Here is a 25,711-nt window from a genome sequence, read left to right on the forward strand (position 1 = left end):
GGGAGCGGCCGCATGGAAGGCGAGAACAAAAAGACGGCACGTTCGGATCTCGATGAAGCCGCGCTCTACTTCCACAAATATCCAAGTCCGGGAAAGCTCGAGATCCAGGCGACGAAGCCGCTCGGCAACCAGCGCGATCTCGCGCTCGCTTATTCGCCAGGCGTCGCCGCCCCTTGCCTCGAAATCCGTGACGATCCGGCGACCGCCGCCGACTATACGGCGCGCGCCAATCTGGTCGGCGTCGTCTCCAACGGATCGGCGGTGCTCGGCCTCGGCAATATCGGACCGCTTGCCTCCAAGCCGGTCATGGAAGGCAAGGCTGTCCTGTTCAAGAAGTTCGCCGGCATCGACGTGTTCGACATCGAGATCGACGCGCCGGGGATCGAGCGCATGGTCGAGACGATCTCGGCGCTGGAGCCGACCTTCGGCGGCATCAACCTGGAGGACATCAAGGCGCCCGAGTGCTTTGAGGTGGAAGAGCAGTTGAAAGCCCGCATGGGCATCCCGGTGTTCCACGACGACCAGCATGGCACCGCCATCATTGTCGCAGCTGCCGTGCTCAACGGACTGGAATTCGCCGGCAAGGCCATTTCGGACATCAAGATCGTCACCTCCGGCGCCGGCGCGGCGGCCCTTGCCTGCCTCAATCTGCTGGTTTCGCTCGGCGCGCGGGTGGAGAACATCTGGGTCACCGACCGTTTCGGCGTCGCCTACAAGGGCCGCATCGACGAGATGGACCGCTGGAAAGACCCCTATGTGAAGGACACCGAGGCGCGCACGCTGGCCGATGTCATCCCCGGTGCCGACGTCTTCCTCGGCCTCTCGGCGGCAGGCGTGCTGAAGCCGGAACTGCTGCAGCACATGGCGCCAAAACCATTGATCCTAGCGCTGGCCAACCCCAATCCGGAGATCATGCCGGAGGTGGCAAGGGCCGCCCGGCCCGACGCGATGATCTGCACGGGGAGATCGGATTTTCCCAATCAGGTCAATAACGTATTGTGCTTTCCTTACATCTTCCGCGGTGCGCTGGACTGCGGCGCGAGCGCCATCAATGAAGAGATGAAGATGGCCGCGGTGCGCGCGATCGCGGCGCTTGCCCGCGAGGAGCCTTCGGACGTTGCCGCGCGCGCCTATTCCGGCGAGACGCCGGTCTTCGGACCCGAATTCCTGATCCCCTCGCCCTTCGATCCGCGCCTGATCCTGCGCATCGCCCCCGCCGTCGCCAAGGCGGCCTGCGACACCGGTGTCGCCACGCGGCCGATCACCGACTTCGCCGCCTATATCGACAAGCTCAATCGCTTCGTCTTCCGTTCCGGGCTGGTGATGAAGCCGGTGTTCTCGTCGGCCAAGGCCTCGACCGCCAAGCGTGTGATCTATGCCGAGGGTGAGGACGAACGCGTGCTGCGCGCTGCCCAGGTGGTGCTCGAGGAAGGCATCGCCGAGCCGATCCTGATCGGCCGGCCGCATGTGGTCGAGGTCAGGCTGAAGCGCTACGGATTGCGCATCAGGCCCGGTGTCGATTTCGGCCTCATCAACCCGGAAGACGACCCGCGCTACCGCCACTATGTCGATCTGCTGATCGAACTCGCGGGCCGGCGCGGCGTGACGACGGAGGCCGCGCGCACCATGGTGCGCACCGACAACACGGTCATCGCGGCGCTCGCCCTGAAGCGCGGCGACGCCGACGCCATGATCTGCGGCCTCGAGGGCCGCTTTGCCCGCCATCTGCGCAATGTCACCCTGATCATTGGCCCGCGTGCCGGCATCAGGGATCATGACCTGTCGACGCTGTCCATGCTGATCTCGCAGCGCGGCATCATCTTCCTCACCGACACCTATGTCTCGGTTGATCCGACGGCGGAAGAGATCGCGGAGATGACCATTCTGGCGGCGGAGGAGATCAGGCGCTTCGGCATCGAGCCCAAGGCTGCCCTTCTGTCGTTCTCGGATTTCGGCTCGCGCGATGCGCCGAGTGCGCTGAAGATGCGACATGCGGCGGCGATCCTGGCGCGGATTGCGCCCGAGTTGCAGTGCGACGGGGAGATGCATGCCGACTCGGCCCTGTCGGAGCAGTTGCGCCAGCGTGTCTATCCGCATTCACGGCTGAAGGGCGAAGCCAACCTGCTGGTATTCCCGAATCTCGACGCGGCCAACATCACGCTGACCGCGCTGCGCACAATGATGGATGCGCTGCATGTCGGTCCGATCCTGCTTGGCACCGACAAGCCGGCACACATACTGACACCGTCGGTAACCTCGCGCGGCGTGGTCAACATGACAGCGCTGGCGATCGCCGAAGCCGCACAGCAGGCACAGGCGATCGCCAATCTGGGCTAATTCAGCTCCTGCGGGTTCGGCTTGGCCAAGCCTCGAAGGGCCGCATGGTGCTCTGACACAACCTTGTCCGAACAAGTGTTGCAGGCCGGCAACTTTTGATTGCGAAAATTTGGCGCTTGCCGAAGGTGGATTTCTCAGGGAAGGCCGATTTGATACAGTTAAGTCGTCTGGTTTGGCGGCGAGGATACCATGAGAGGCCTGTTGCTTGCATCTGCAATGCTGTCCCTGGTTGGCGGACAGGCGTTCGCCGCCGACGCTATTGGTGCTGAACCCACAACCGTCCACGACTGGTCCGGCGTCTATGTCGGCGGGCATCTTGGCTATGGTTTCGGTAGATCCGACGCGGTTTTCAGTACGCCCAACACACCAACGTTTCAGGCGAGCCAGGACTACGATATCGACGGTTTCCTGGGCGGTGTTCAGGTCGGCTACAACTACCAGATCAATTCGGTGGTTCTCGGCGTCGAGGCCGACATCGCGGGCGCCGACATCAAGGGGCACTCGAACGAAATCAACGTTGGCGTTCGCGGCGATACTTACGACACCAAGGTGGACTGGTTTGGAACGCTTCGCGCCAGGGCAGGCTATGCGTTCGATCGCACCCTGGTCTACGGGACCGGTGGCTTGGCGTTCGGGAGCGTCGAAAACCGGTATCTCGACGGCCCCTTCAACAGCTTTTCCGAGAAGAGCACCAAGACTGGATGGACGATCGGCGCAGGCCTGGAGCAGGCGCTCACCGACCATTGGTCCGCGAAAGTCGAATATCTGTATGTCGATCTGCGAGACCAGACCATCGACTACGGCGGCAGCAACACCGTGTTCGACAATACGTTCAATGCGGTCAAAATCGGCATGAACTACAAGTTCTGACCGCGACCTGGAAACGGCTGACCTATATATGTCCTTTGCGTCGCTTGGCTGATTGAGATCAGCACGTTGTCACGACGTCAAACCATCGAAGACGCATTGATCACCGGCCTTTAACGCCGGTGTTCGGGCCATGTCCGAAATAGACGGTTAACCGCGAACGGAGTAGCCTCGGCGACGATAGGCAAGCGGGGTTCAGGAGAATGGCAAGCGGAGGGTGGAAGCAGGCGCATGCTGCCATGCTGCTTGGCCTCCTGCTTTCCGGCGCCGCGGTCACCGAGCCACAGGCCGCCCCACGGGTCTGCCGCCAGTTGGAAGCCGATCTTGCCGCAGCCTCGCGCGGTGGCGGTGGTGGCCCCGCGTTGATCCGGAAATACGACGCCGCCATCGCCAGGCAACGCGAGCAGATCTCGAAGGCCCGCGGCCAGTCCAGCAGCGCTGGCTGCGGCTTTTCGCTGTTCGGCCGCAACGTCAACCAATGCGCCGGGCTCAATGCCACCATCGAGCGCATGAATGCCAATCTCGATGCCTTGCAAAGCAAACGCGAGCGGCTGGCCGACGGCGGCAGCTCGCGCCGCGATCGCGGACGCATCCTGGCGGCGCTCGACGCCAATGGCTGCCGTGACGACGACAACACGATTGCTCCACGGGGCGCGCCACTGCAGGAAGCCGACCGCGTGCACGGCAACGCAAACCTGTTCGACCAGCTTTTCGGCGGCAATAGCCGGCAGATCGATTCACTCGACACACTCGACCAGCCTGACGATCCCGGCGAGGAGCGCAACGTCCGCCGAGTGCTCAACCAGCCCGGCATAACGGACTTTCCGAGCGTCGGCGGCCAGTTCCACACCACTTGCGTGCGCACCTGCGACGGCTATTTCTTTCCGATGTCGAACGCCGCCTCGCCCAGCGATTTCGAACGCGACCAGAAGAATTGCGAATCGAGCTGCCCCGGCACCGAGATGCAGGTTTTCTATTCGCGCGGCATGGACGACGATTCGGCATCGATGACGTCATCGGTCACCGGCAGGCCTTACAGCGAATTGCCGACCGCCTATCTCTACAAGCAGCCCAACATGTCGCGGCCGCCGGCCTGCGGCTGCAACGCGGCGCAGAATTTCCAGATCATCGGCGGCAATCCACCGTATCAGCAGCAGTCGCAGCCCGAAACCGACGCGGCACCGCTCGTTCCGGTTCCAGTTTCCAAGCCCGATCCGGGCGCCGACCCGGAGACGCTCGCAAACATTGAAGGCGGACTTGACCGCGAAGCGATCAAGCGGCTTTCCGTCAAGCCGGTGACGTCGTCAGTGTCCGCTGTGCCGCCGGAGCAGCGCAAGGTCAGGGTCGTCGGGCCAGCGTTCCTTCCCGACCCATCAGCGGCAATAGATCTGCAAGCTCCGGCCCCGAAGGCAGTCCGGTAAGGGCGAGCCTGAGCGGCATGAACAACGCCTTGCCCTTGCGGCCGGTCGCTTCCCTGATCTTGCCCGTCCAGTCCTTCCAGACCGTCCCGCCCCAGGGCTCCTCCGGTAACAGGTTGAACGCCTGACCTATAAAATCGCGGTCGTCATCGGAAAACTCCGGCTTCTCCTGCGGCCCCTCGCGCAGGATACGCCACCAGTTCACGGCATCGGCCAGCCTGTCGAGATTGCCACGCACTGTCAGCCAGAAAGGTTCGGCTTGCTCACCTGAGACGCCAAGCACGATCAGCCGGTCTCGCGCCTCGGAAAACGGCATATGATGCAGCAGCGCCCGGTTGAGCACGAACAGCTCGTCCGGATCGAACTTGGCCGCGGATTTCGATGTCGCCGCCGGATCGAAGCGTTCGGCAAGCTCGGGCATCGTCGGCACCGCAGAAACGTTCTCCGAGGTGCCCACCAGCACGGCAAGCGAAGCAACAGCCATCGGCTCGATCCCGTCCTCGCGCAGGCTCTCGATGGAAAGCGCACCGGTGCGCTTTGACAGTCCCTCGCCCGATGCGGTGGTCAAGAGGTTGTGGTGACCGAACACCGGCGGCTCGGCACCCAGCGCCTTGAACAGGGCGATCTGCACGCCGGTGTTGGTGACGTGGTCGTCGCCGCGGATGACATGGCTGACGCCCATCTCGATGTCGTCGACAACGGAGGGCAGCGTATAAAGATAGGTGCCGTCCTCGCGCACCAGGACCGGGTCGGACAGCGAGGCCAGATCGACGGTCTCCTCGCCGCGTACCAGATCGTTCCAGTGGACCTCGGTGCGCTCGGGTTGCTGCGGATCGCTCGAGAAATTGGGCAGCAGGAAGCGCCAGTGCGGGCGGCGGCCGTCGGCCTGGTATTCGGCGACCTGCTCTCGCGTCAGCGCCAGCGCCTCACGGCCGTAGACCGGCGGCAGGCCGCGCGTGCGGCGCACCTTGCGCCTGAGATCGAGCTCCTCCGGCGTTTCGTAGCAGGCATAGAGAACGCCGGCCGCCTTCAACCTCTCGGCCGCCGCGTCATAGACCTCGAAGCGCCGCGATTGATATTCGGTGGCGTCCGGGAAAATACCCAGCCAATGCAGGTCATAGAGGATGGCGTCGGAAAACTCCTGCTTCGACCGGGCGATGTCGGTGTCGTCGAAGCGTTGGATGAAGCGGCCCTTGTTGTTCAAGGCGAACAGCCAGTTGAACAAGGCGGTGCGCGCATTGCCGATATGGATGCGGCCGGTCGGCGACGGGGCGAAACGAACGGTGACTGTCATGAGCGGGGCGTACCGGATGCTTTTGTGATTGACAAGACGCGCCCCCGCGCTGCGCGGCAGACATAGAACATGGCGCGCGCAATGAAAAGACCAGGGGCGGCGTGCGCCTTGGGCGGCGCATAGGCGGCGGCCAGCCGGTGGAGCCCAGGCCGGTCGAGATAATGATGCCGTTCGACGACCGCCGCTCGGTCCGGTCGCAATGGGTCAACGCGTAGAGGGCTGACGCCGACGAACAGGTCGTTGAGGGCGATCAGCGGCCGAAGTCGTCGGAACTGAGGCGGGTCCATCGGTCGCCCATCAGCCCACCGATAAAGATGTCGCCGGAGCGGACCGCTTGCGTGACCTCGGCAATTCGCGAGTGGACCATCGTCCCCCCGGCATAGCGGAAGAAGAGATTCCTGTAGCCGAAAAGCTGAGGCATGAATTTGCTCTGCGTCTGCCCGGTGATGCCTACGCAGCCCATGTCCCAGGCGGCCGCGATAAGGCCATCCAGCGTTGCGCCCCAGTGAGATCCGGACGCCTGGATTTGCAACAGGCTCGCGATATCGCCGGCTTGACCGTAGAAGGCATAACAACCGAGCATTTTGCCCGTTTCGTCGTAAGTCCCGCCGAAATGAAGTGGGCCGTCCGCCCGCTTCTCGGCCGCCAGCGCGAGCAGCCGTGGCAGCTCGCCATCCTTCCAACTCGGTCGAAGAGAGTAATCGGACAGGAGGGTCGGCAGCCGCTCGGCAAATTGCGTGACGTCGATCGGCTCACGGTGGACCCGCTGCGACGATGAAAGCTGGACCGGAGGCTCGAACCTCCCTTTCGCAAGAGCATCGAATGCCCGCGCGCAGGGATCGAGTGCCAAGCGAGGCAGGCCGGGCCATTTACGGCGCAATGCGGCGGCGGCCATCGCGGCCGGCCGGAAAATACAGGTCCATCCCAGACAATGCACCGGCAGGAGCTGATACTTCATCGGACGCGCGAACGCCAAGGATATCCGGTTGGCCGAATCGGTCAGTTGCAGATCGAATTCGCCTTGATGCACGGCACGCAGCAATTGCGGTCCGGCCGAGCCGTGATCGGTGTCGGGGTCTGCCATGAGCGGACCGATGATGGCCGCATTCAATGCCGCTCCGTTGAGCTCGTAGCGGGCTTTCAGGACGCCGAGGAACCCACCCAGACGACCCTGCCGGTTGATCTGGACAAGAGCGTTGCTCGAACCGGACTGGCCGGCAGGGTCAAGATAAATCTCTCTCATATACGCGGCCGTCTCCGCGATCGCGCGATCGAGGAGGCGACGCCGCCGGCGAAACTTGGTCAGGAAGAGTGCGGCGACACGCTCGAGATCTTCGGCAGCGAGCGGCCGAACCGAGCCGTGCTGAGATTCCAGCACCGACGGCGCAGCCACCTTTTCCGGAGCGGTGTTTGCGGAAACAAGATGCATCGTGAAGCCTATGGAAGACGTCTGCCGAAGGGCGAAATCCCACGCTGATCAATCGGATCCCAGGCCACGCATAGACCACCTTTGGGTTGCTTTTCGTAAAATATACATTCAACCAAAGGTAGAGACAACATATCTCGATCGGTATTATAAACAAGACGCACCCGCCCGGCTGATCGCGTCTGATAGGGGTGACCTCCGGCCGAAGCTGGAGGCCACCCCCGGGTCAGCCGACAAGTCCCTTGGTCAACTCGAGCGCCTGGCGCTCGAACAGGCGGCGGTAGATGCCGCCCTTCAGCCGGATCAACTCGTCATGCGAACCTTCCTCGACGATATTGCCGCGATCGAAGACCAGCAGCCTGTCTAGCGCGCGCACCGTCGACAGCCGGTGCGCGATGACCAGCGTGGTGCGGCCGACCATCAATCGTTCCATCGCCTGCTGGATCAGCACCTCCGATTCCGAATCCAGGCTCGATGTCGCCTCGTCGAGGATCAGAATGCGCGCATCGGCAAGGAAAGCGCGCGCGATCGCCACGCGCTGACGCTCGCCGCCCGACAGTTTCACGCCGCGTTCGCCGACCAGCGTGCCGTAGCCCTTCGGCAGGCTGGTGATGAAATCGTGCGCGCTCGCCAGCCTCGCGGCATGCTCGATCTCGTCCTGCGTCGCCGTCGGTCGGGCATAGGCAATGTTTTCGGCCAGCGACCGATGGAACAGGATCGGTTCCTGCTGAACGATGGCGATCTGCCCGCGCAGCGATGCTTGAGCCACCTGCGAGATGTCCTGGCCATCGATCAGGATTTTTCCCGCGTTCACATCATAGAGCCGCTGGATGAGCTTGACGAAAGTCGTCTTGCCCGAACCCGAATGCCCTACGAGCCCGACACGTTCACCCGGCGCGATATCGACCGAGAAGTCGCGATACAGCGGCGATCGGTGGTTGCCATAGTGAAAGGTGACGTTGTCAAAGCTGATGCGTCCCTGCGTGATCCGGATCGATTTGGCGCCGGGCCGGTCCTCGATGCCGAGCGGTTCGGACTGGAAATCGACCAGTTCCTCCATGTCGTTGATCGAACGCTGCAGATTGCGGATATGCGTGCCGATATCCCTGAGATAGCCCTGCAGCACGAAGAACGAGGTCAGCACGAAAGCGACGTCGCCGGCGCTCGCCTGCCCCCACGACCACAGCATCAGCGCCAGGCCGATCACAGCGGCGCGCATGACCAGCAGCAACGCCCCTTGCGTGGTGCCGTTGATGGTGCCACGCACCCAGGTGCGCCGCGTGCGCGCACGCCATTTGGCGATGACCCTGGCGAGGCGGCGCTCCTCGCGCTCCTCGGCGCCAAAGCCCTTGACCACGGCGTTGCAGCTCACCGCGTCGGCCAGCGAACCGCCGAGGCGCGTGTCCCAGGTGTTGGCAAGCCGCGCCGCCGGCGCGACATAGCCAAGCGACAGCATCGCCGTCACCGTGATGAACAGCACTGAGCCGGCAGCAACGACCACGCCCATCAGCGGCCAGAACCAGCCGAGCAGCAGGGTAGAGCCGGCGAGCATGACGACCGACGGCAAGAGCGCAATGAGGATGGTGTCGTTGAGCAGATCGAGCGCCCACATGCCGCGCGTCACCTTGCGCACGGTCGAGCCGGCAAAGCTGTTGGCGTGCCAGTCGGTGGAAAAGCGCTGCACACGGTGGAAGGCATCGGCGGCGATGTCGGCCATCATCTTCAGCGTCAGTTCGACGATCCCCATGAAGGCCAGGTTGCGCAGTACGACGCCTGTAAGAGCCAAGGCGATCAACATTGAAAACGCCGTCATCGCGGCATTCCAGGCAATCGCGTCCGCCCCGGCGCTGCTGGCAACGGCGTCGACCAGCCGGCCGGAATAGAGGGGCGTCAAGACGTCGGCCAACGTCGACAGCAGGAACCCGCCCATGATGAGCGAAAGCCGCCACGGCTGGCGCCGCCAATGGGTGAGCGTGAAGCCAAGAACGCTGCGAAAGGCGCTCGCGCGCAAATCGATTCTAAAACGAGCCATGATGTCATTCGGGCGCAAACGAGCCCGATCCCGGTAAGGTCGAAAATTGAAGAAGCCGCAAGGGGTCAACAATTGCCCAGAATGCGGAGTGGCATATTTGGCGTCGCGCCCGCAGTCGGGCGGCGAACGGCATCGGCAAAAGCCTGTTCTCGATCCGGCGTCGGCACGAAGGGTAACCCCTCGCGGTGCGCCCGATGAGACCTAGGCTTCGCGGCCTCGCATTACCATTTGAAATACTGCCATTCAGACCTCCCGCAAATCAATCGCGGAGAGGCCCTTATAGAGACACGCTGGTGCATCGCCAAGACGAGCTCACACCAAAAGCGTATCTGGTCCAACCACTGCGATTATTTTGCAACAACGGCTGATCTAGCCCGTCGCCGCGCGCTCTTCATTGCGGAACGCGATCGAGGCGCATGTATCGACCATCGGTCGATGCCTTGAAGCCCAGCTTCTCATAAATGCCGTGAGCGTCACTGGTCGACAGGCTCCAGTGGAAAACAGTCCTGACATCCCGATGGTCGATAAGGGCCTGGACGAGGCGGCTGCCGACGCCCTGCCCGCGATACCCGGGCCAGATGATGATATCGGCGAGATAGGCGAACACCGTGCGGTCCGTGTTCGCCCGGCCAAAGCCGACTTGCTTGCCATCGCTGTAAGCGCCGACGCAAAGCGAATTGGCAAAGGCGCGGCGATGCATCTCCTCGCTGCGCCCGGCACCCCAATAGCTGGCCATCAACAGGTCGGATGTCGCCCGGAAATCAATCCGTGACATGTCGAAGCTGATTTCACAGTCAGGCATGGCTACACTCGCCCTGCGGCATGGCGTGAACTTTCGCTCGGGAAACGGCGTCTAGCCGCGATCCCTGAACCGGTTCGTGATGGGATAGCGGCGGTCGCGGCCGAAATTCTTCCTGGTGATCTTCACACCGGGTGCCGCCTGCCGGCGTTTGTATTCGGCGATGTAGAGCAGATGCTCGATGCGCGTCACTGTCGCCCGGTCATGGCCGCGTGCGACGATATCGTCGACGCCCATCTCGTTTTCGACCAGGCATTCGAGGATATCGTCCAGCACCGGATAGGGCGGCAGCGAATCCTGGTCGGTCTGGTTCTCGCGCAGTTCCGCCGACGGCGCCTTGTCGATGATGTTCTTCGGGATCACCTCGCCGGATGGCCCGAGCGCGCCCGGCGGCACGTGGCTGTTGCGCCAGCGCGACAGCGCGTAGACCTGCATCTTGTAGAGGTCCTTGATCGGATTGAAGCCGCCATTCATGTCGCCATAGAGCGTGGCATAGCCGACCGACATCTCGCTCTTGTTGCCCGTCGTGACGACCATCGAGCCGAATTTGTTGGAGATCGCCATCAGGATGGTGCCGCGGGCACGGCTTTGCAAATTCTCCTCGGTGATGCCTTCCTTGGTGCCTTCGAACATCTGTGTCAGCGCGTGCAGAAAGCCTTCGACCGGCTCGAAGATCGGCACGATGTCGTATCGGCAGCCGAGCGCGCGAGCACAGTCCTCGGCATCCTTGAGCGAGTCCTTCGACGTATAGCGGTATGGCATCATCACCGCGCGCAATCGCTCCTCGCCGAGCGCATCGACGGCAAGGGCCGCGCAGATAGCCGAATCGATGCCGCCGGACAGACCGAGCACGACATTCTTGAAGCCGTTCTTGTTGACGTAGTCGCGCAGGCCCAGCATGCAGGCGCGGTAGTCGGCCTCTTCCCTCCCCGGGATCTTCGACATCGGCCCTTGCGAGCAGATCCAATGATCGCCTTGCCTGTTCCAGGTCGTGACATCGACCGCGTCCTCGAACTGGCTCATCTGGAAGGCCAGTGTCTTGTCCGCGCCGATGGCGAAGGATGCGCCATCGAAGATCAGCTCATCCTGGCCGCCGAGTTGGTTGGCATAGATGATCGGCAGCCCGCATTCGATGACCTGGCGGATGACGACCTGATGGCGGACATCGATCTTGGCGCGGTAGTAAGGCGAGCCGTTTGGCACCAGCAGGATTTCCGCCCCACTTTCCGCCAGTGTCTCGCAGATGCCGACATCGCCCCAGATGTCCTCGCAGATGGGAACTCCGATCCGCACGCCACGGAAATTGACCGGTCCCTGGATCTCGGGTCCGGCCTGGAAGACGCGCTTTTCGTCGAACTCACCGTAGTTCGGCAGATCGAGCTTGTAGCGCTCGGCGATGATCTTGCCGCCATCGGCAAAGACGATCGAGTTGTGCGTGCCGCTCTTGCGCTTCAGTGGCGTGCCGATGATGACGCCCGGGCCGCCATCGGCGGTATCGGCGGCAAAGTCCTGTGCCGCCTTTTCGCAGGCTTTCAGGAAGGCTGGCTTCAGCACCAGATCCTCCGGCGGATAGCCGGCGAGGAAAAGCTCGGTATAGAGCACGAGGTCGGCGCCCTGGCGGGCGGCGTCCGCCCTCGCCTCACGCGCCTTGGCGAGATTGCCGGCGACGTCGCCGACGGTCGGATTGAGCTGGGCAACGGCGATGCGCAGGATATCGGGCTTCTTGGTCATGCCTGCGGTTTAGCGCGGCAAAATTCGCCGGGCAATGGCGTTCATTTGGGCCACTCCAGACCGATTGAGGTATGTCAATCGTGTAGGACCGATTGACATGTGCCATTCGTGTCGGACCGAATGCCATATGCCATTCGTGTCTTGAGCGATCGATGGATTTCGATCGCGCCTGGGCGACCTGCGTTCAGTCCTGGTCACCCACGTATTCGCGCAAGGCTTCCGGCGAATTGTTTTCACCAATCGACATCGCCAGGATGCGCGAAATATGCCGGCGCGGCAGGCCCATCTCCGCAGCCCAGGTGTTGATCTGCACCTGGATCTTGTCGAGATCCTTCTTCGAGGTCGGGCTCTCGGCGATGTCGAGGCCGGCGTCGCATAGCGCCGCCGCCATATCGCCTGAAATGACGAAGGCGTCCCAGCCCAGCCAGCGCAGAAGATACTGCCCGGTATTGCCGCCGAGCCGGCTGCCATGCTTGCCGAGATAGGCCATCAGTCCGACCTGGTCGCCGGCCGGCCAGTTGGCCAGGAATTTGCCGAAGCCTCCATGCTCCTTCGATACGCGCTCGACGAACGCGGCGTTGTCACGCACGGACTTGATCTTCTGCGGGTTGCGAACGATGCGCTTGTCAGCCGTCAGATCGTGCCAGAAATCATCGGGCTGGAACAAAAGCCGCTTCGGCTCGAAGTGGAGAAAAGCCTCCTCGAAGCCCGGCCATTTCTGTTCGATGACGCGCCAGACGAAACCGGCGGCAAAGACGCGCTCGGCCATCGTCGACAAAATGCGATCGTCCGTGATCTCGGCCACGGCCGCATTGTCGGGCACCGGCCCCAGCAGCGACGAAAGCTCCGCCTCGCCGCCCTTGCGTTTGGCCGCACGAGCGCGGATTTTGGCGAAATCTGGCATTCTGCTCCGATCTCCATGTCGTGCTTTTGACGACCCCGCATCTTCCTATATGGAAACCAGGCTGCCAAGCCGATGCTTTTGTACGGAGACATCCATGAACAGAACCGTGCCCGAACTGGCCAACCGCTGGCTGAGGCGAAACCCGGAGAACCTGAGCGAGCTCGAGAGGCGGGTGCTGCAGAGTACCGTAGACCGCAAGCCTATATCTCAGGACATCAACAACAGCCTTGCCGGCATTCAGGGTGCAGGCGACCGTATCGCCGACGCCATCGCCCGTGTCGGCGGCTCGTGGGCGTTCATCCTGTCCTTCATCGCCTTCCTGATCCTCTGGATAGGTGCCAATTGGTGGCTGCTGGGGCGAGATTCGTTCGACCCCTACCCCTTCATCTTCCTCAATCTCGTCCTCTCGATGATCGCTGCCTTGCAAGCGCCGGTGATCATGATGTCGCAGAACCGCCAGGCCGCGCGCGACCGCATCGACGCCGCCCATGATTACGAGGTCAATCTCAAGGCCGAAATCGAGATCATGGCGCTACACGAAAAGCTGGACGAGTTGCGCCACAGCCAGATCATCGGCATGCGCGACGAGATCGCGCAGATAGCCGAACGGCTGAAGCGGATCGACGAACGGCTCACTCCCCAGACCCAGCCCTCATGACGGACGCTATCCATCATTTCATCGAACAGTATGGGCTGCTTGCCGTCTTTTTCGGCTGCGTCGCCGAGGGTGAAAGTGCTGCTATCCTCGGCGGCTTCTTCGCGCATCAACAGGTCTTCGTGCTGTGGCACGCCTTCGTCGCGGCCGCCCTCGGCGCGTTTGTCGGCGACACCTTCTTCTTCATCCTGGGACGAAGCTTTGCCGACCATCGCTATGTCGTCAGATTGCGCAAGCGGCCTGGTTTCCGCCGCGCCTTTCGCCTGCTCAACACCCATCCCAACATTTTCGTGCTGTTGAACCGCTATGTCTACGGCATGCGCCTCGTCGGCGGCATAGCAGCAGGGCTGTCGCGCATCACGGTGCAGCGTTTCGTTATGCTCAACGCGCTTTCATCGACCATCTGGGCCGTTCTGTTCGGCACCATCGGCTATGTTTTCGGGCTGGGCGCCGAACACATTGTCGGACAGGCACTGGCCCACCATGAACGGTTGTTGATCGCGCTTGCCATTGGCTTGGCGGTTGCGGTCGCTGCCTGGTTCGTCGCCCACCATGGCGCGAGGAAACAACGCGCCAGGGAGAGTTGATCGTCAGTCAATGCCGAGCGCCCGATCGCCCCGATCGAGGATCAGCGGGATGATCAGGTCTTCCTCGTCGGCAAGATGCCGGGTCAGCATGGCGATCAGCCGGCTGTTTTCGGCGGCATAAGCGTCGGCGGCAAAGCGCTGTCTGTCCTCGCTCTCCTGAAGCGTGTTGATGAAGACATTGGCTGCCTCGGCATTGCGCTCCAGCCCATCGTGAATGGTGTGGTGATCGGCATCGAGAATCTCGAAACCGCGCGTCAGGCGCGTCTCCGCTTGGGCGAAGACCGGAAAATAATGATGATCCTCGACATTGTGGTGACCGTCGAGATGGCCGAGAAAATGATTGAGGCGCGGCGCGAACCAGCGCGCGAAGTCGGGCGCCGTCAGCCTGCCCTCGCGATAGTCGCCAATGCCGTTGGTCAGCATGCCGCCGAGTTCGCGGAACATGTCGTGCCGCTGCAGCCACATGGTGGCGACGCCATGGATGTTGGCATGGCCCTGCCAGTTTTCGCGCGGGTATTTTTCGGCCAGCCAGCGCAGATCGTCCGGCAGCCGCACCCGTTCAAGCAACAGAAAATTGCCGGCCCCGCTCATGGCAGTCTCCTTTGGTGACCGTCATGTAGGGATCGAAAGGCTGGAAGGCCATAGCAGACATAGATCTCGTCATCCCGGGAAGACGGCGCGTCGTGACGCCCCGTTGGTGGCCAATGCTCCAGATCGATGCTTGAGCCGCCGGGCTGGCCTTACCGCCTTGGCCTCCTGTCGCGCGGCAGAGCGCTGACGAACCGCTTGATTGCCTCGAGCACCGGTTGCTGAGCGCCCGCAAAGAACCAATGATCATTGCCGTCGAGTTCAACGAACTGAGCGCCAGCGATTTGGCTTGCCATGTCGCGGCCCGCCGCAATGCGCACGGCCCGGTCATCCCGGCGGTGCAGCACCAGCGTGGGCACGGAAACCCGTGGCAGGAGGTGTCTCACGTCGGTGTCGCGCAACGCCTCGAGCACGGCCCAAATACCGCCGGGACTGGAGGCCGCGCGCAACAGCCCGGCCCACCAGGCCCTCGCTTGCGGATCACGCGAAAGGCTCGGCCCGAAGGTTTCGATCCCGGCAGGGCCACCCCATTCGGTGACGAGCTGCTGGCGCCAGGCGTCGTATTGGCTTGCCCGCAACGCGTGCGGAAAGTCCGGCGCCCAGCAGCCTTTGGCCAATGAGCCGAACAGAATGAGGCCAGCCACGAGGTGGGATTGATCGGCCGCGAACTTGATGCAGGCCGGCCCGCATTCCGACGCCCCGAACAGGACGACCCGACGCGCGTGCGCTGCCCGCAGGACAGTGCCGATATCCTCGGCCGTGACTTCGACGCTCGGAGCCGATCCGACCCGGTCCGACAGCCCGATCCCGCGGCGATCGAACAAGATCAGCCGCCCAAGCGTCATCAAGGAAAGTAGAAATGCCCGGCACGAGGGAAGCTCCCAAAGCCGTTCCACATGCGACACGAAGCCAGGCATGATCAGGATATCGAGCTCGCCGCTTCCGTATGTCTGATATGCCAGGTGTACGCCGGCGCCCTTTACGTAGAGTGTTGTTGGAACAGCATGGGCCAGCGGCGCCGTGGCGGGCTCCATGAGTGCTTCGGTTGCGGCTTCGGGCGCAATCCCAAGCTCGTCGCGCAGTCGCTGTCTCAGTGCCGCGTAGTGTCGTTCCGCCGAACTTCGATCGCCGGCAAGCAGCAGGCTGCGGATCAAATGTCGGCCATACACCTCGCTCAGCGGATCGAGCTCGACAAGGCGTCCCGCGTGCGCTGCCGCGGCAAAATGTTCGCCGGCGGCATTCTTGTCATGCACGAGGCGTTCAAGCCCATGCATCAGCCGCCCCCTGAGCGCCTCGCGGCGATAGAACGCCCAATCGTCGAACTCGGGACAATCGTGCAGAGAGAAGCCCGCTAGGAAATCACCCCGATAGCGCAGGCAGGCTTCCTCGAAAGCGCCCCCATCGCAGGCGCTCTCGAACAGATGCGAGTCAACTTTCAGTTCGACCGCCGGAGACCACCGCACGCTGGTGCGATCGGTCTCGAAAATATGCCGGCCGAGCGCAAGCTCGATACGATGAAGCATGCGCCGCAATCGCGCGCGGGCGGTCTCCAGGGGACTTTCGGGCCATAGCAGCGTGGCCATGACCTCTCGTGCAACAGCGCCCCGGGCCTCCGCGAGATAGATCAGCAGTGCGAGACCCTTGCGCAGGTTCAGCTTGATCGGGCGGTCGTCACCGTGGATCTCCGGAAACCCGAATGTCTGAAGCGAGAACCCAGTCATGAAATCTCCCGTTGCCTGTCGGCGCCCCAAGGGACGCGCAGGGGACGGTCCATGGATAACAGTCAGACCTGATCGAGCCTGATCGCTATCGCAGACACCTGCATGCGGCACCGCTGGCGCCGGCACAATAGGGAAACAGCCATGTTCGCACGCCTCCTGATCCTATTCTACGCCATCCTGAGCTATGCCGTATTCCTTGTTTCATTTCTCTACGCGCTCGGTTTTGTCGGCAACTTTCTCGTGCCCAAGTCGATCGATGTCGGCGGCCCGACGAATGTGAGCGAGGCCATCGTCATCGACCTGCTGCTGCTCGGCCTATTTGCAGTTCAGCACAGCATTATGGCGCGCCCGGCCTTCAAACGATGGTCGGCCACGATCTTTCCGGTGGCCTGCCAGCGCAGTACCTACGTGCTGCTCTCCAGCCTGATCCTTCTGCTGCTGTTCTGGCAGTGGCGGCCGATCCCGATCCAGATCTGGCAGGTCGACGGAATTGCGGCCTGGTTCCTGATCGGCGTCTACTGGCTCGGCTGGTCGATCGTGCTGGCCTCGACCTTCATGATCGATCATTTCGATCTATCCGGCCTGCGTCAGGCTTTCTTCGCGCTACGCGGGGCCGAGATGCCCGGTCAATCGTTCAAGACGCCGCTGCTCTACAAAATCGTGCGGCATCCGCTCATGCTGGGCTTTCTGCTCGCGTTCTGGGCCACGCCTGAGATGACCGCCGGCCATTTGCTGTTCGCGACCCTGACCACAGCGTACATCCTGGTCGGGCTGCAATTCGAGGAGCGGGATTTGATTGCCGAGTTCGGCACGACCTACCTGCGTTATCGCCGGCATGTTCCCATGCTTGTCCCGCTCCCGGGTCGCAAGTTCGTCGATCCGAGGGACGCCGACGTCTAGGGTCTGGACCCTAGATCGGTAGGCCCATGATCCGCTCGATGATGGCGATGCCCCAGACGCCGGCAACGATCAGCACCGAAATCAGCACCGCCAGCGAACCGCAGTCCTTGGCCAGCTGGATGTCGACATTGAACTCGCGGCTGAAGGCGTCGCAGGCCGCTTCGATGCCGGTGTTCAGCACCTCGACCATGATCAGCAGCAGCACCGCGCCGATGAGCAGGGCATAGCCGCGCCACGAGATCGAAACAAACCAGCCGAGCGGCAAGGCGAGCGCAAGCAGCATCAGCTCCTGCTGAAAAGCCTTCTCGCTGACGGCCAGCTTGCGAAACGCCCGCACCGAATTGAAAAAAGCGTCGATCAGCCGCTGCATGCCAAACCCCTTTCCGAATCACCGGCACGGGATAATGCAATGGCTGGCCAGATCAATGGAATAAGGCGACTTGTCCAAGATTCATTCGGCGACCGGTATGGCAGGCGTCGACTTTTCAAACTGCGGCAGCCCGTCATCGATCGAATAATAGTCGCCCTTGTCGCCGACGAAGATATGGCATTCGCCCTGGAGGTCTGTCGGCCTGTCGAACGATCCAGCCATGACCGAAATGTAATCCTGGTCGCGCGGCTTCCAGAACAGCAGCGATCCGCATGCCTTGCAAAAACCGCGCCTGGCGAAGGCAGACGCCTCGTACCAGGTGATGCTTTCCGCACCTTCGACCACGATGTTGGCGGCGGCGACATTGGTCGCGGCATAGAAATGTCCGCTCTGCTTCCTGCATTGCGAGCAATGGCAGTAGACGACGCCGCGCAGCGCTCCGCGCGTTCTGAAGCGAACCGCTCCGCACAAACACGATCCCCGGTGACTGTCACTCACGTCGAGCCCTCCTTGAAGAACTGCCTGACATCGGCATCGTCACAAGGATTCCAGCTTTACGGCCGCCACACGCAAGCAAATGCGACATGCACTGGTGTGGCGAATCCGAAATCCGGTTTCACTTTTGAAACAGCTCAATGCGCGAATTCCGAAATCAAGCCAACGAACTGGCGTTGTTTCGGATTATTGATGCACAATTCGATGCTTCTGCAGACGCAGGCAGAGAAAACCCCGTGCAATCTCCGCGAATTAAGGAAACTTTAGCGCCGCCGCATTTATGGTCGCTGCAAGTGAAGGTCGTGGGTGGGGACCCGTCTCTTCGCAAATTGTTCTGGACTGTCGGGTTGCGTTCCCCTGGTCGGCGACAATTGGAACCCCGGAAATTCCGCGGCGTGCTCCGAGGGGAAGAGTGAATCGAAGATGCAGCCGGCAGCAATCCAGACCGAACGAAGCACCGACATCGCAGCCACGGTTGTCGCCACGATGCGCCAGCTGGGCGTCCTCGGACTGCCGCGCAACTATGAGATCTTCTACGAGGCGCTGAGCGGCACCAATCGCGAGCTTAGCCTCGCCGTCGTTTCACTGAGCAACCGGCCGACACAGGACGAGCTTGACCAGATCGGGCGCACCTTCTTTGCACATAACCATGGGCCCAGCATCGTCGAGCATGCGCGAGACGTCATCGCCAAGGAGCTCGAGGACGTAGCGCTGCTGCTGAGAAGCGAACGCAGCCACATCGAGAAATACGGCAGGATTCTCGATGAAACATCGAGCGGATTGAGCAGCCGCAGCCTTCTCTCACAGGATCTTCTGCACAAGATCGCCAACGCCATGGCAATTGCCACCAATTCGACGATCGACCACGGCAGGCAGGTCGCCTCGACGCTCAGCGACAAGACCGCCGAACTCGAGAGCGTCAAGTCGAAGCTCGAGGAATACAAGCGGCTAGCCGATACCGATCCCTTGACCCACATCTGGAATCGCCGCGCCTTCGACAAGGAAATCACCAGAATCTACAACAGCAACAAGGGCATCCTGTTCAACGCGTTGATCCTTGCCGACATCGATCGTTTCAAGGACATCAACGATCGCTATGGCCACCCGGTTGGCGACAAGATCATTCAGATCATCGCCGACATTCTCCAGACCAGCATCCGTGGCGACATGTTCGTCGCCCGCACCGGCGGCGAGGAGTTCGCGCTGATCATCGAGGGCGCCAGCGAGGACGCCACCTACGAGATCGCGGAGCGCATTCGCGCACTGATCGAGCAGACGCCGTTCACCAGCAGCCAGACCGGCACGAACTACGGGACCGTCACTGTCTCGATGGGTATCTGTATGGCATCCGAAGCCGATGGTCCCGAAGACCTCTATACCAAGGCCGACCGGGCGCTTTATCGCTCCAAGGTCAGCGGCCGCAACCGCGTCACCAAGCATTCGACGATGGCCGGCCGCGCCGGCAAGAGCTGGCTGCTCTACAAGAAAGACTGATATCTTCGGTCTTTGCCGATCCCCGTCCGCCCGCGCCGGGAGCGCGGGTGCCGAGCTGAAAACAGAAAAGGCGCCGGATTTCTCGGGCGCCTCTTTCATGGGTTCCCTCGGATCGCGGCGAAAATCAGCCGTTGACGGCCTGCTTGTGCTGGACTGGATGGCTCTTCTTGAGCAGATCCGAGACCAGGAAGGCCAGTTCGATCGCCTGGTCGGCATTGAGGCGCGGGTCGCAGTGCGTGTGGTAGCGGTCCTGCAGCTCCTCGGCTGTGATGGCGCGCGCGCCACCGGTGCATTCGGTGACATTCTTGCCGGTCATTTCGACGTGGATGCCGCCCGGATGGGTGCCTTCGGCGCGATGCACCTCGAAGAAGGTCTGCACCTCCTTCAGGATGCGGTCGAACGGCCGCGTCTTGTAGCCGGCGGCCTCGATGGTGTTGCCATGCATCGGGTCCGACGACCAGACCACGCTGCGCCCTTCCTTCTTCACCGCGCGCACCAGCTTAGGCAGATAGTCGGCGACCTTGTCGGAGCCGAAGCGCGCGATCAGCGTCAGCCGACCGGGTTCGTTCTCCGGATTGAGCAGGTCGATCAATTCCAGCAAGCCGTCCGGTGTCAGCGACGGACCGCATTTCAGGCCGAGCGGGTTCTTGATGCCGCGGCAGTATTCGACATGGGCATGGTCGGGCTGGCGCGTGCGGTCGCCGATCCAGATCATGTGGCCGGAGGTCGCGTACCAGTCGCCGGAGGTTGAATCGACACGGGTCAGCGCCTCCTCATAGCCGAGCAGCAGCGCCTCGTGGCTGGTGTAGAAATCGGTCTCGCGCAGCGCGTAGTTGGTTTCCGAGGTGATGCCGACGGCCTTCATGAAGTCCATCGTCTCGGTGATGCGGTTGGCGAGCGACTCATATTTCTCGCCCTGCGGGCTGTCGGACACGAAGCTGAGCATCCAGCGATGCACATTCTCCAGGCTGGCATAGCCGCCCTGCGCGAAGGCGCGCAGAAGGTTGAGCGTCGCCGCCGACTGGCGGTAGGCCATCTCCTGCCGTGCAGGATCGGGAATGCGCGACTTGGCGTCGAACTCGATGCCGTTGATGATGTCGCCGCGATAGCTGGGCAGCGTCACACCGCCCTTGGTCTCGTTGTCGGACGAGCGCGGCTTGGCGAACTGGCCGGCAACGCGACCAACCTTCACCACCGGCTGTGCCCCGGCAAAGGTCAGCACCACGGACATCTGCAGGAAGACGCGGAAGAAGTCGCGGATGTTGTCGGCGCCGTGTTCAGCAAAACTCTCGGCGCAGTCGCCCCCCTGGAGAAGGAAGGCGTCGCCGGCGGCGACGGCCGCGAGCTGCTTCTTCAGCTTGCGCGCCTCACCTGCAAAAACGAGCGGCGGAAACGTCGCCAGCTGGGCTTCCGTGTTCTTCAGCGCGGCAAGATCCGGATAGGCAGGAACCTGCTTGATCGGCTTTGCTCTCCACGAATTCGGCGACCATTTCGTCATCGCTGCACCCAACGCTCTTTCCAGCGGCCTAGACTCCGCCATTCCCGGCCCCATACGGGGGATCGCGGCTCCATACACGAAGCCGATTTCCTATTCTAGACCGGAATTTCAGCGCTGGCGAATGATGGTCGGCAGGTCATTGCAAGTGGTCGGTCAGCCCCAGATAGAAAAAGCCCATCCCCAAAACCAGGCACAAAGGGCTGAAAAGCAAAGTGTCATAGCTGGCGAAGCGTGTTGTCCTGACCTTCTTGAACAAACCGACATATCTCGACCAACTCAGCGCTCGCGCGCTGAAGACGACCGCCCAAAACAGCACAGCTGCCTTCAACCATTCTTGCGGCACCGGCAAATGGATCCCGCCGACGAGGCCAAGAACGAGCAGCAACACCAGCGCCAGTATCAGCCCCACTATTGTGGCGCCGAAGGCCGTCGCCTTCACGGCCGTGCTGCCATCTTCGCGCTGCGGGAGCGAAACGCCAACGCCGATGTGACCGCCGAGACCCCAATAAAGATGAAAGCCGGCTGCGAACAGCAGAATGGCCGAGCAGAGGGCGACGACCGCCATTGTCATGCTTGTCGGGCGGCCTCGTTCACTCGCCTAAGGTGGCGGCCAAGGCCTCCAGTCAGGTCGAGTGCAAGCATGCGGAGCAGCGCGATGGCGCTCCACAGGGGGCGATCCGCGAAAGGCTTGTTGCTGTTGTGCTCGAGCAAAGGATGGGTGAACAGAGCAGCAAGGTAGAAGATGGGAATGATGACGAGGAAGGCCCACCAGACGACAAGAAATGACGCCGCGACCCCGGCGATCGGTGCGAAGAACAGGCCGAGGTAGTGGATAAACCGGGTCGAAGGTTTCGAATGGCCAGCGAGATAGCCGAGCCAGTATTCATCGAAGGTTTGCGGGTTCATGGATTCCCCCTTCAGCGATGAGTTGCAAGACCATCTGAACCCTTGGGCCAAAATACTTCAATTGCCCCAATCGTCGCACATCTCCCCCGCAGATACCGCTTGGTCCCTGCGCTTCAGTTACTTTCCCTTTCAACAACCCACAGGCGGCCGAAGGCCACCGTCCCCGTCAAAAAGGCGCCAGCCATGATACTACGCGGCCTTCTCCACCAGACGCGCCAGCTGCGTCATCACCACAGCGGAGCCCGCCAGCCGCTTCTCGGCCGTTGGCCAGTCGCGCACGAACACGACGCTGTGGTCCGGCCTGATCTTGGCCAATGACCCCTGCTCGCCAATGAACTGGACCAGCCCGACCGGGTTGGAGAACTCGCGCTTGCGGAAATGGATGACGACGCCCTTCGGCCCGGCGTCGAGCTTCTCGACATTGGCTTTGCGGCAGAGCGCCTTGATGAAGACGATCTTGAGCAGATGCTTCACCTCCTCCGGCAGCGGGCCGAAGCGGTCGATCAGCTCGGCGCCGAAGGCATCGATTTCCTCGGTGTTTTCGAGATCGCCGAGACGGCGATAGAGCGCCAGCCTGAGCTGCAGGTCCGGCACATAGCTTTCCGGGATCATCACCGCCGTGCCGACCGCAATCTGAGGCGACCAGCCGCCATCCTGGACTTCGCCGGAATCCTTTACCTCCGCAACGGCCTCTTCGAGCATCTGCTGGTAGAGTTCGAAACCGACCTCCTTGATGTGACCGGACTGCTCTTCACCCAGCAGGTTGCCGGCACCTCTGATATCCAGATCATGGCTGGCCAGCTGGAAGCCGGCACCCAGCGTGTCCAGCGACTGCAGCACCTTCAGCCGGCGCTCGGCAGTGTCGGTCAGCTTGCGGTTGGCCGGCAGCGTGAACAGCGCATAGGCGCGCACCTTCGAGCGGCCGACGCGGCCGCGCAACTGATAGAGCTGTGACAGGCCGAACATGTCGGCGCGGTGCACGATCAGTGTGTTGGCGGTCGGGATATCGAGGCCGGATTCGACGATGGTCGTCGACAAGAGCACATCGTACTGGCCGTCGTAGAAGGCGTTCATGATGTCGTCGAGTTCGCCAGGTGGCATCTGGCCATTGGCCACCGCCACTTTCAGTTCGGGAACGGATTCACGCAGGAAATCATGGATTTCGGCGAGATCGCTGATGCGCGGAACAACATAGAAGGAATGACCGCCGCGATAGCGTTCCCGAAGCAGCGTCTCGCGGATCACCAGCGGATCGAACGGCGAGATGAAGGTGCGCACCGCCATGCGGTCGACCGGAGGCGTTGCGATGAGCGACAGTTCGCGCACCCCGGTCAGCGCCAGCTGCAGCGTGCGCGGGATCGGCGTCGCCGACAGCGTCAGCACATGGACATCGGTCTTCAGGTCCTTCAGCCGTTCCTTGTGCTTGACGCCAAAGTGCTGCTCCTCGTCGATGATCAGCAGGCCGAGATTCTTGAACGAGATCGCGGACCCGAGCAACGCATGGGTGCCGACCACGATGTCGACCTGCCCTTCGGCGATGCCCTTCTTGGTTTCGGCCAACTCCTTGGCGCCGACCAGCCGCGACGCCTGGGCGACGCGGATCGGCAGACCGGAAAAGCGCTGCGAGAATGTCTTGAAATGCTGGCGCGACAAAAGCGTGGTCGGCACTACCACCGCCACCTGGAACCCTTCCATCGCTGCGATGAAGGCGGCGCGCAGCGCCACTTCCGTCTTGCCAAAACCGACATCGCCGCAGATCAGCCGGTCCATCGGCTTGCCGGCGGCAAGGTCATCCCGAACCGAGTCGATCGCCGTCTGCTGGTCGTCGGTCTCTTCATAGGGGAAGCGGGCAGCGAATTCGCCATAGAGGCCCTCGGCCGGCACCAGCGCAGGTGCTGCGCGCATCTGCCGTTCGGCGGCGATGCGGATAAGTTGCCCGGCCATGTCGAGCAGGCGTTTCTTCAGCCGCGCCTTGCGCGACTGCCAGGCGCCGCCGCCAAGCTTGTCGAGAGTCGCCTCGGCCGAATCCGATCCGTAGCGCGATAGAAGCTCGATGTTCTCGACGGGCAGGAACAGCCGGTCGTCGCCGGCATAGTGGATTTCCAGGCAGTCATGCGGTGCACCCACGGCTTCGATGGTGCGCAGGCCGATGAAACGACCGATGCCGTGATCGGCGTGGACCACGATGTCGCCGGCTGACAGCGCCGAGGCTTCGGCAATAAAGTCCGAGGCGCGCTTCTTGCGCTTCGAGCGGCGGATCAGCCGGTCGCCGAGAATGTCCTGTTCGGCGACGACGACCAGTCTTTCGGTCTCGAAACCGGATTCCAGCGGCAGCACGGCAAGGGCCGCCTGCCCAGGCTCGAGCTTTTCCGCCTCCGCCAGCGTGGCGACTTGCTTGAGATTGCCGAGATGGTGCTCAGCAAGGATCTGGCCGAGCCGGTCGAGCGAGCCTTCGGTCCAGCCGGCAATGACGATCCGGCGGCGCGCCGCGCGTTCGTCGGCAATGTGTCTGACGACGACGTCGAAGACATTGACGTTCGGATCGGCGCGCTCCTCGACGAAGCTGCGGCCGTGACGCGAGCCGGCATGAAAGACCTTTTTCGCGCCGGCATCAGGCGCGTCGAAGGGCGTGAAGTCTATCGCCTCACGCGGCCCGAGCGAGGCGATCAGGTTTTCTGGCGAGAGATAGAGCAGGTCCGGCGGCACCGGCTTGTAGGGCACGGCATCCTTGAGCGCGCCGTCGGCCTGCTTCCTGCGCGCTTCGTAGTGATCGAGGATCAGCGTGTGGCGTTCGGCGAGCGCTTCATGCGCCAGATGGTCGAAGACGACAGGTGTATCGGGCAGGTAGTCGAACACGGTCTCCAGTCGCTCGTAGAAGAACGGCAACCAGTGCTCCATGCCGGCGAAGCGCCTGCCCTCGCTGACCGCCGCATAGAGCCCGTCGTCGCGCTGGGGCGCGCCAAAGGCCTCGATATAGGAGCGGCGGAAGCGGCTGATGGTTTCCGGCGTCAGCGCCACTTCGCTCATCGCCTGCAGCGCCATCGACTTGCGCTGGCCGGTGGTGCGCTGGGTGGCGGCGTCGAAGACGCGGATCGATTCCAGCGTGTCGCCGAAGAAATCAAGCCTGAGCGCTTCGGTCCAGCCGGGCGCGAACAGGTCGAGAATGCCGCCGCGCACCGCGAATTCACCGATGCCGCGCACGGTCGGCACCCGCTCGAAACCGGACGTCTCCAGCCGCGACACCAGTGCGTTCATGTCGATCTGGTTGCCGGGCCTAGCGTGGAAGGTCTGGGCCTCGACCAGCCCGGCCGGCGGAATGCGCTGCAGCAGCGCATTGGCGGTGGTGAGGATGACGGCGCGATGTGGCTTCTTCGCCAGCGCGATCATGGCGGTCAGCGCATCGAGGCGCTTGGCGGCAGCGTCCGAGCCGGGCGAGACGCGGTCGTAGGGCAGACAGTCCCAGGCCGGCAATTCCAGCACTGGCAGGCCGGGTGCCGCGAAGGACAGCGCCTCGATGATCGCCGGCAGGCGCTGGCCGTCACGCGCCACGAACAGGACCGGCTTGTCGGGCGCGATCTCGAGTGCTGCCTGCACCAGCGCGAAGGCCTCGTAGCCATCGGCGACACCGTCGACAATGAACTGGCCGGCGCGCCCTTTCGGCAGGCCGATGGTGGGGATGAGGCTCATGA

Annotated in this window: 21 protein-coding genes; 7 read left to right on the forward strand and 14 right to left on the reverse strand. The window is 62.5% G+C overall.

Annotated elements, in window-relative coordinates:
- Nucleotides 1-12: 12 nt before the first annotated feature.
- The 3 genes from NR193_RS08335 to NR193_RS08345 all read left to right on the forward strand — a co-directional run bounded on the left by NR193_RS08335 (nt 13) and on the right by NR193_RS08345 (nt 4,625).
- Nucleotides 13-2,337: an NADP-dependent malic enzyme gene (locus tag NR193_RS08335; RefSeq protein ID WP_256750396.1), complete on the forward strand. Its 2,325-nt coding sequence runs from the start codon at nt 13-15 to the stop codon at nt 2,335-2,337.
- Nucleotides 2,338-2,526: 189 nt separating this feature from the next.
- A complete protein-coding gene (locus NR193_RS08340) occupies nt 2,527-3,207 on the forward strand; it encodes an outer membrane protein (RefSeq protein ID WP_256750397.1) in 681 nt (226 codons plus the stop codon).
- A 200-nt stretch (nt 3,208-3,407) separates the two neighbouring features.
- A complete protein-coding gene (locus tag NR193_RS08345; protein ID WP_256750398.1) occupies nt 3,408-4,625 on the forward strand; it encodes a DUF2865 domain-containing protein in 1,218 nt (405 codons plus the stop codon).
- On the opposite strand, the gene gltX is transcribed toward NR193_RS08345, so the two are convergent.
- The 6 genes from gltX to NR193_RS08375 form a co-directional block, all read right to left on the reverse strand.
- Nucleotides 4,543-5,916, reverse strand: coding sequence for a glutamate--tRNA ligase (gene gltX / locus NR193_RS08350; RefSeq protein WP_256750399.1), 1,374 nt, complete (start codon nt 5,914-5,916; stop codon nt 4,543-4,545). The genes NR193_RS08345 and gltX overlap by 83 nt on opposite strands.
- 250 nt (nt 5,917-6,166) lie before the next feature.
- Nucleotides 6,167-7,345, reverse strand: coding sequence for a hypothetical protein (locus tag NR193_RS08355; protein ID WP_256750400.1), 1,179 nt, complete (start codon nt 7,343-7,345; stop codon nt 6,167-6,169).
- Between the two features lie 223 nt (nt 7,346-7,568).
- On the reverse strand, nt 7,569-9,374 hold the full coding sequence (locus NR193_RS08360; protein WP_256750401.1) for an ABC transporter ATP-binding protein: 1,806 nt from the start codon (nt 9,372-9,374) through the stop codon (nt 7,569-7,571).
- Nucleotides 9,375-9,765: 391 nt separating this feature from the next.
- Complete coding sequence (locus NR193_RS08365) at nt 9,766-10,176, reverse strand: GNAT family N-acetyltransferase (RefSeq protein ID WP_256750402.1); 411 nt, start codon at nt 10,174-10,176, stop codon at nt 9,766-9,768.
- A 51-nt stretch (nt 10,177-10,227) separates the two neighbouring features.
- A complete protein-coding gene (locus NR193_RS08370; protein WP_256750403.1) occupies nt 10,228-11,904 on the reverse strand; it encodes an NAD+ synthase in 1,677 nt (558 codons plus the stop codon).
- A gap of 184 nt (nt 11,905-12,088) precedes the next feature.
- The gene (locus NR193_RS08375) at nt 12,089-12,808 is read right to left on the reverse strand and encodes a DNA-3-methyladenine glycosylase I (RefSeq protein ID WP_256750404.1); all 720 of its coding nucleotides are present in this window, start codon (nt 12,806-12,808) and stop codon (nt 12,089-12,091) included.
- A 94-nt stretch (nt 12,809-12,902) separates the two neighbouring features.
- On the opposite strand from NR193_RS08375, the gene NR193_RS08380 reads away from it, so the two are divergent.
- Nucleotides 12,903-13,466 (forward strand): DUF1003 domain-containing protein, encoded by a 564-nt coding sequence (locus NR193_RS08380; RefSeq protein WP_256750405.1) that lies wholly within the window; start codon nt 12,903-12,905, stop codon nt 13,464-13,466.
- Entirely contained in the window at nt 13,463-14,050 is a 588-nt protein-coding gene (locus tag NR193_RS08385; protein WP_256750406.1) for a DedA family protein, read from the forward strand. The genes NR193_RS08380 and NR193_RS08385 overlap by 4 nt, the downstream gene beginning before the upstream one ends.
- Nucleotides 14,051-14,053: 3 nt before the next feature.
- Here the strand turns inward: NR193_RS08385 and NR193_RS08390 are convergent, their stop codons facing one another.
- Nucleotides 14,054-14,641: a hemerythrin domain-containing protein gene (locus NR193_RS08390; RefSeq protein ID WP_256750407.1), complete on the reverse strand. Its 588-nt coding sequence runs from the start codon at nt 14,639-14,641 to the stop codon at nt 14,054-14,056.
- 149 nt (nt 14,642-14,790) lie between these two features.
- Nucleotides 14,791-16,359: an alpha/beta hydrolase gene (locus NR193_RS08395; protein ID WP_256750408.1), complete on the reverse strand. Its 1,569-nt coding sequence runs from the start codon at nt 16,357-16,359 to the stop codon at nt 14,791-14,793.
- 141 nt (nt 16,360-16,500) lie between these two features.
- Here NR193_RS08395 and mddA point away from each other — a divergent pair, with 141 nt between their 5' ends.
- A complete protein-coding gene (gene mddA, locus NR193_RS08400; protein WP_256750688.1) occupies nt 16,501-17,259 on the forward strand; it encodes a methanethiol S-methyltransferase in 759 nt (252 codons plus the stop codon).
- Nucleotides 17,260-17,269: 10 nt separating this feature from the next.
- On the opposite strand, the gene NR193_RS08405 is transcribed toward mddA, so the two are convergent.
- Nucleotides 17,270-17,629 (reverse strand): diacylglycerol kinase, encoded by a 360-nt coding sequence (locus tag NR193_RS08405; protein ID WP_091575119.1) that lies wholly within the window; start codon nt 17,627-17,629, stop codon nt 17,270-17,272.
- An 81-nt stretch (nt 17,630-17,710) separates the two neighbouring features.
- Complete coding sequence (locus NR193_RS08410) at nt 17,711-18,127, reverse strand: GFA family protein (RefSeq protein ID WP_256750409.1); 417 nt, start codon at nt 18,125-18,127, stop codon at nt 17,711-17,713.
- Nucleotides 18,128-18,547: 420 nt separating this feature from the next.
- Here NR193_RS08410 and NR193_RS08415 point away from each other — a divergent pair, with 420 nt between their 5' ends.
- Nucleotides 18,548-19,618 (forward strand): GGDEF domain-containing protein, encoded by a 1,071-nt coding sequence (locus tag NR193_RS08415; RefSeq protein ID WP_256750410.1) that lies wholly within the window; start codon nt 18,548-18,550, stop codon nt 19,616-19,618.
- A 124-nt stretch (nt 19,619-19,742) separates the two neighbouring features.
- On the opposite strand, the gene NR193_RS08420 is transcribed toward NR193_RS08415, so the two are convergent.
- From NR193_RS08420 to mfd, 4 genes are all read right to left on the reverse strand, one after another.
- Nucleotides 19,743-21,116 carry a class II 3-deoxy-7-phosphoheptulonate synthase gene (locus NR193_RS08420; protein WP_256750411.1) on the reverse strand — a complete coding sequence of 458 codons (1,374 nt, stop codon included), beginning with the start codon at nt 21,114-21,116 and terminating at the stop codon, nt 19,743-19,745.
- Nucleotides 21,117-21,252: 136 nt separating this feature from the next.
- Nucleotides 21,253-21,681 carry a DUF3995 domain-containing protein gene (locus NR193_RS08425; RefSeq protein ID WP_256750412.1) on the reverse strand — a complete coding sequence of 143 codons (429 nt, stop codon included), beginning with the start codon at nt 21,679-21,681 and terminating at the stop codon, nt 21,253-21,255.
- Between the two features lie 2 nt (nt 21,682-21,683).
- Nucleotides 21,684-22,022 (reverse strand): DUF962 domain-containing protein, encoded by a 339-nt coding sequence (locus NR193_RS08430; RefSeq protein WP_256750413.1) that lies wholly within the window; start codon nt 22,020-22,022, stop codon nt 21,684-21,686.
- Nucleotides 22,023-22,211: 189 nt separating this feature from the next.
- Complete coding sequence (gene mfd, locus NR193_RS08435) at nt 22,212-25,709, reverse strand: transcription-repair coupling factor (RefSeq protein ID WP_256750414.1); 3,498 nt, start codon at nt 25,707-25,709, stop codon at nt 22,212-22,214.
- Nucleotides 25,710-25,711 lie beyond the last annotated feature (2 nt).

This window comes from Mesorhizobium sp. Mes31, from assembly GCF_024519675.1.
Lineage (GTDB): Bacteria > Pseudomonadota > Alphaproteobacteria > Rhizobiales > Rhizobiaceae > Mesorhizobium.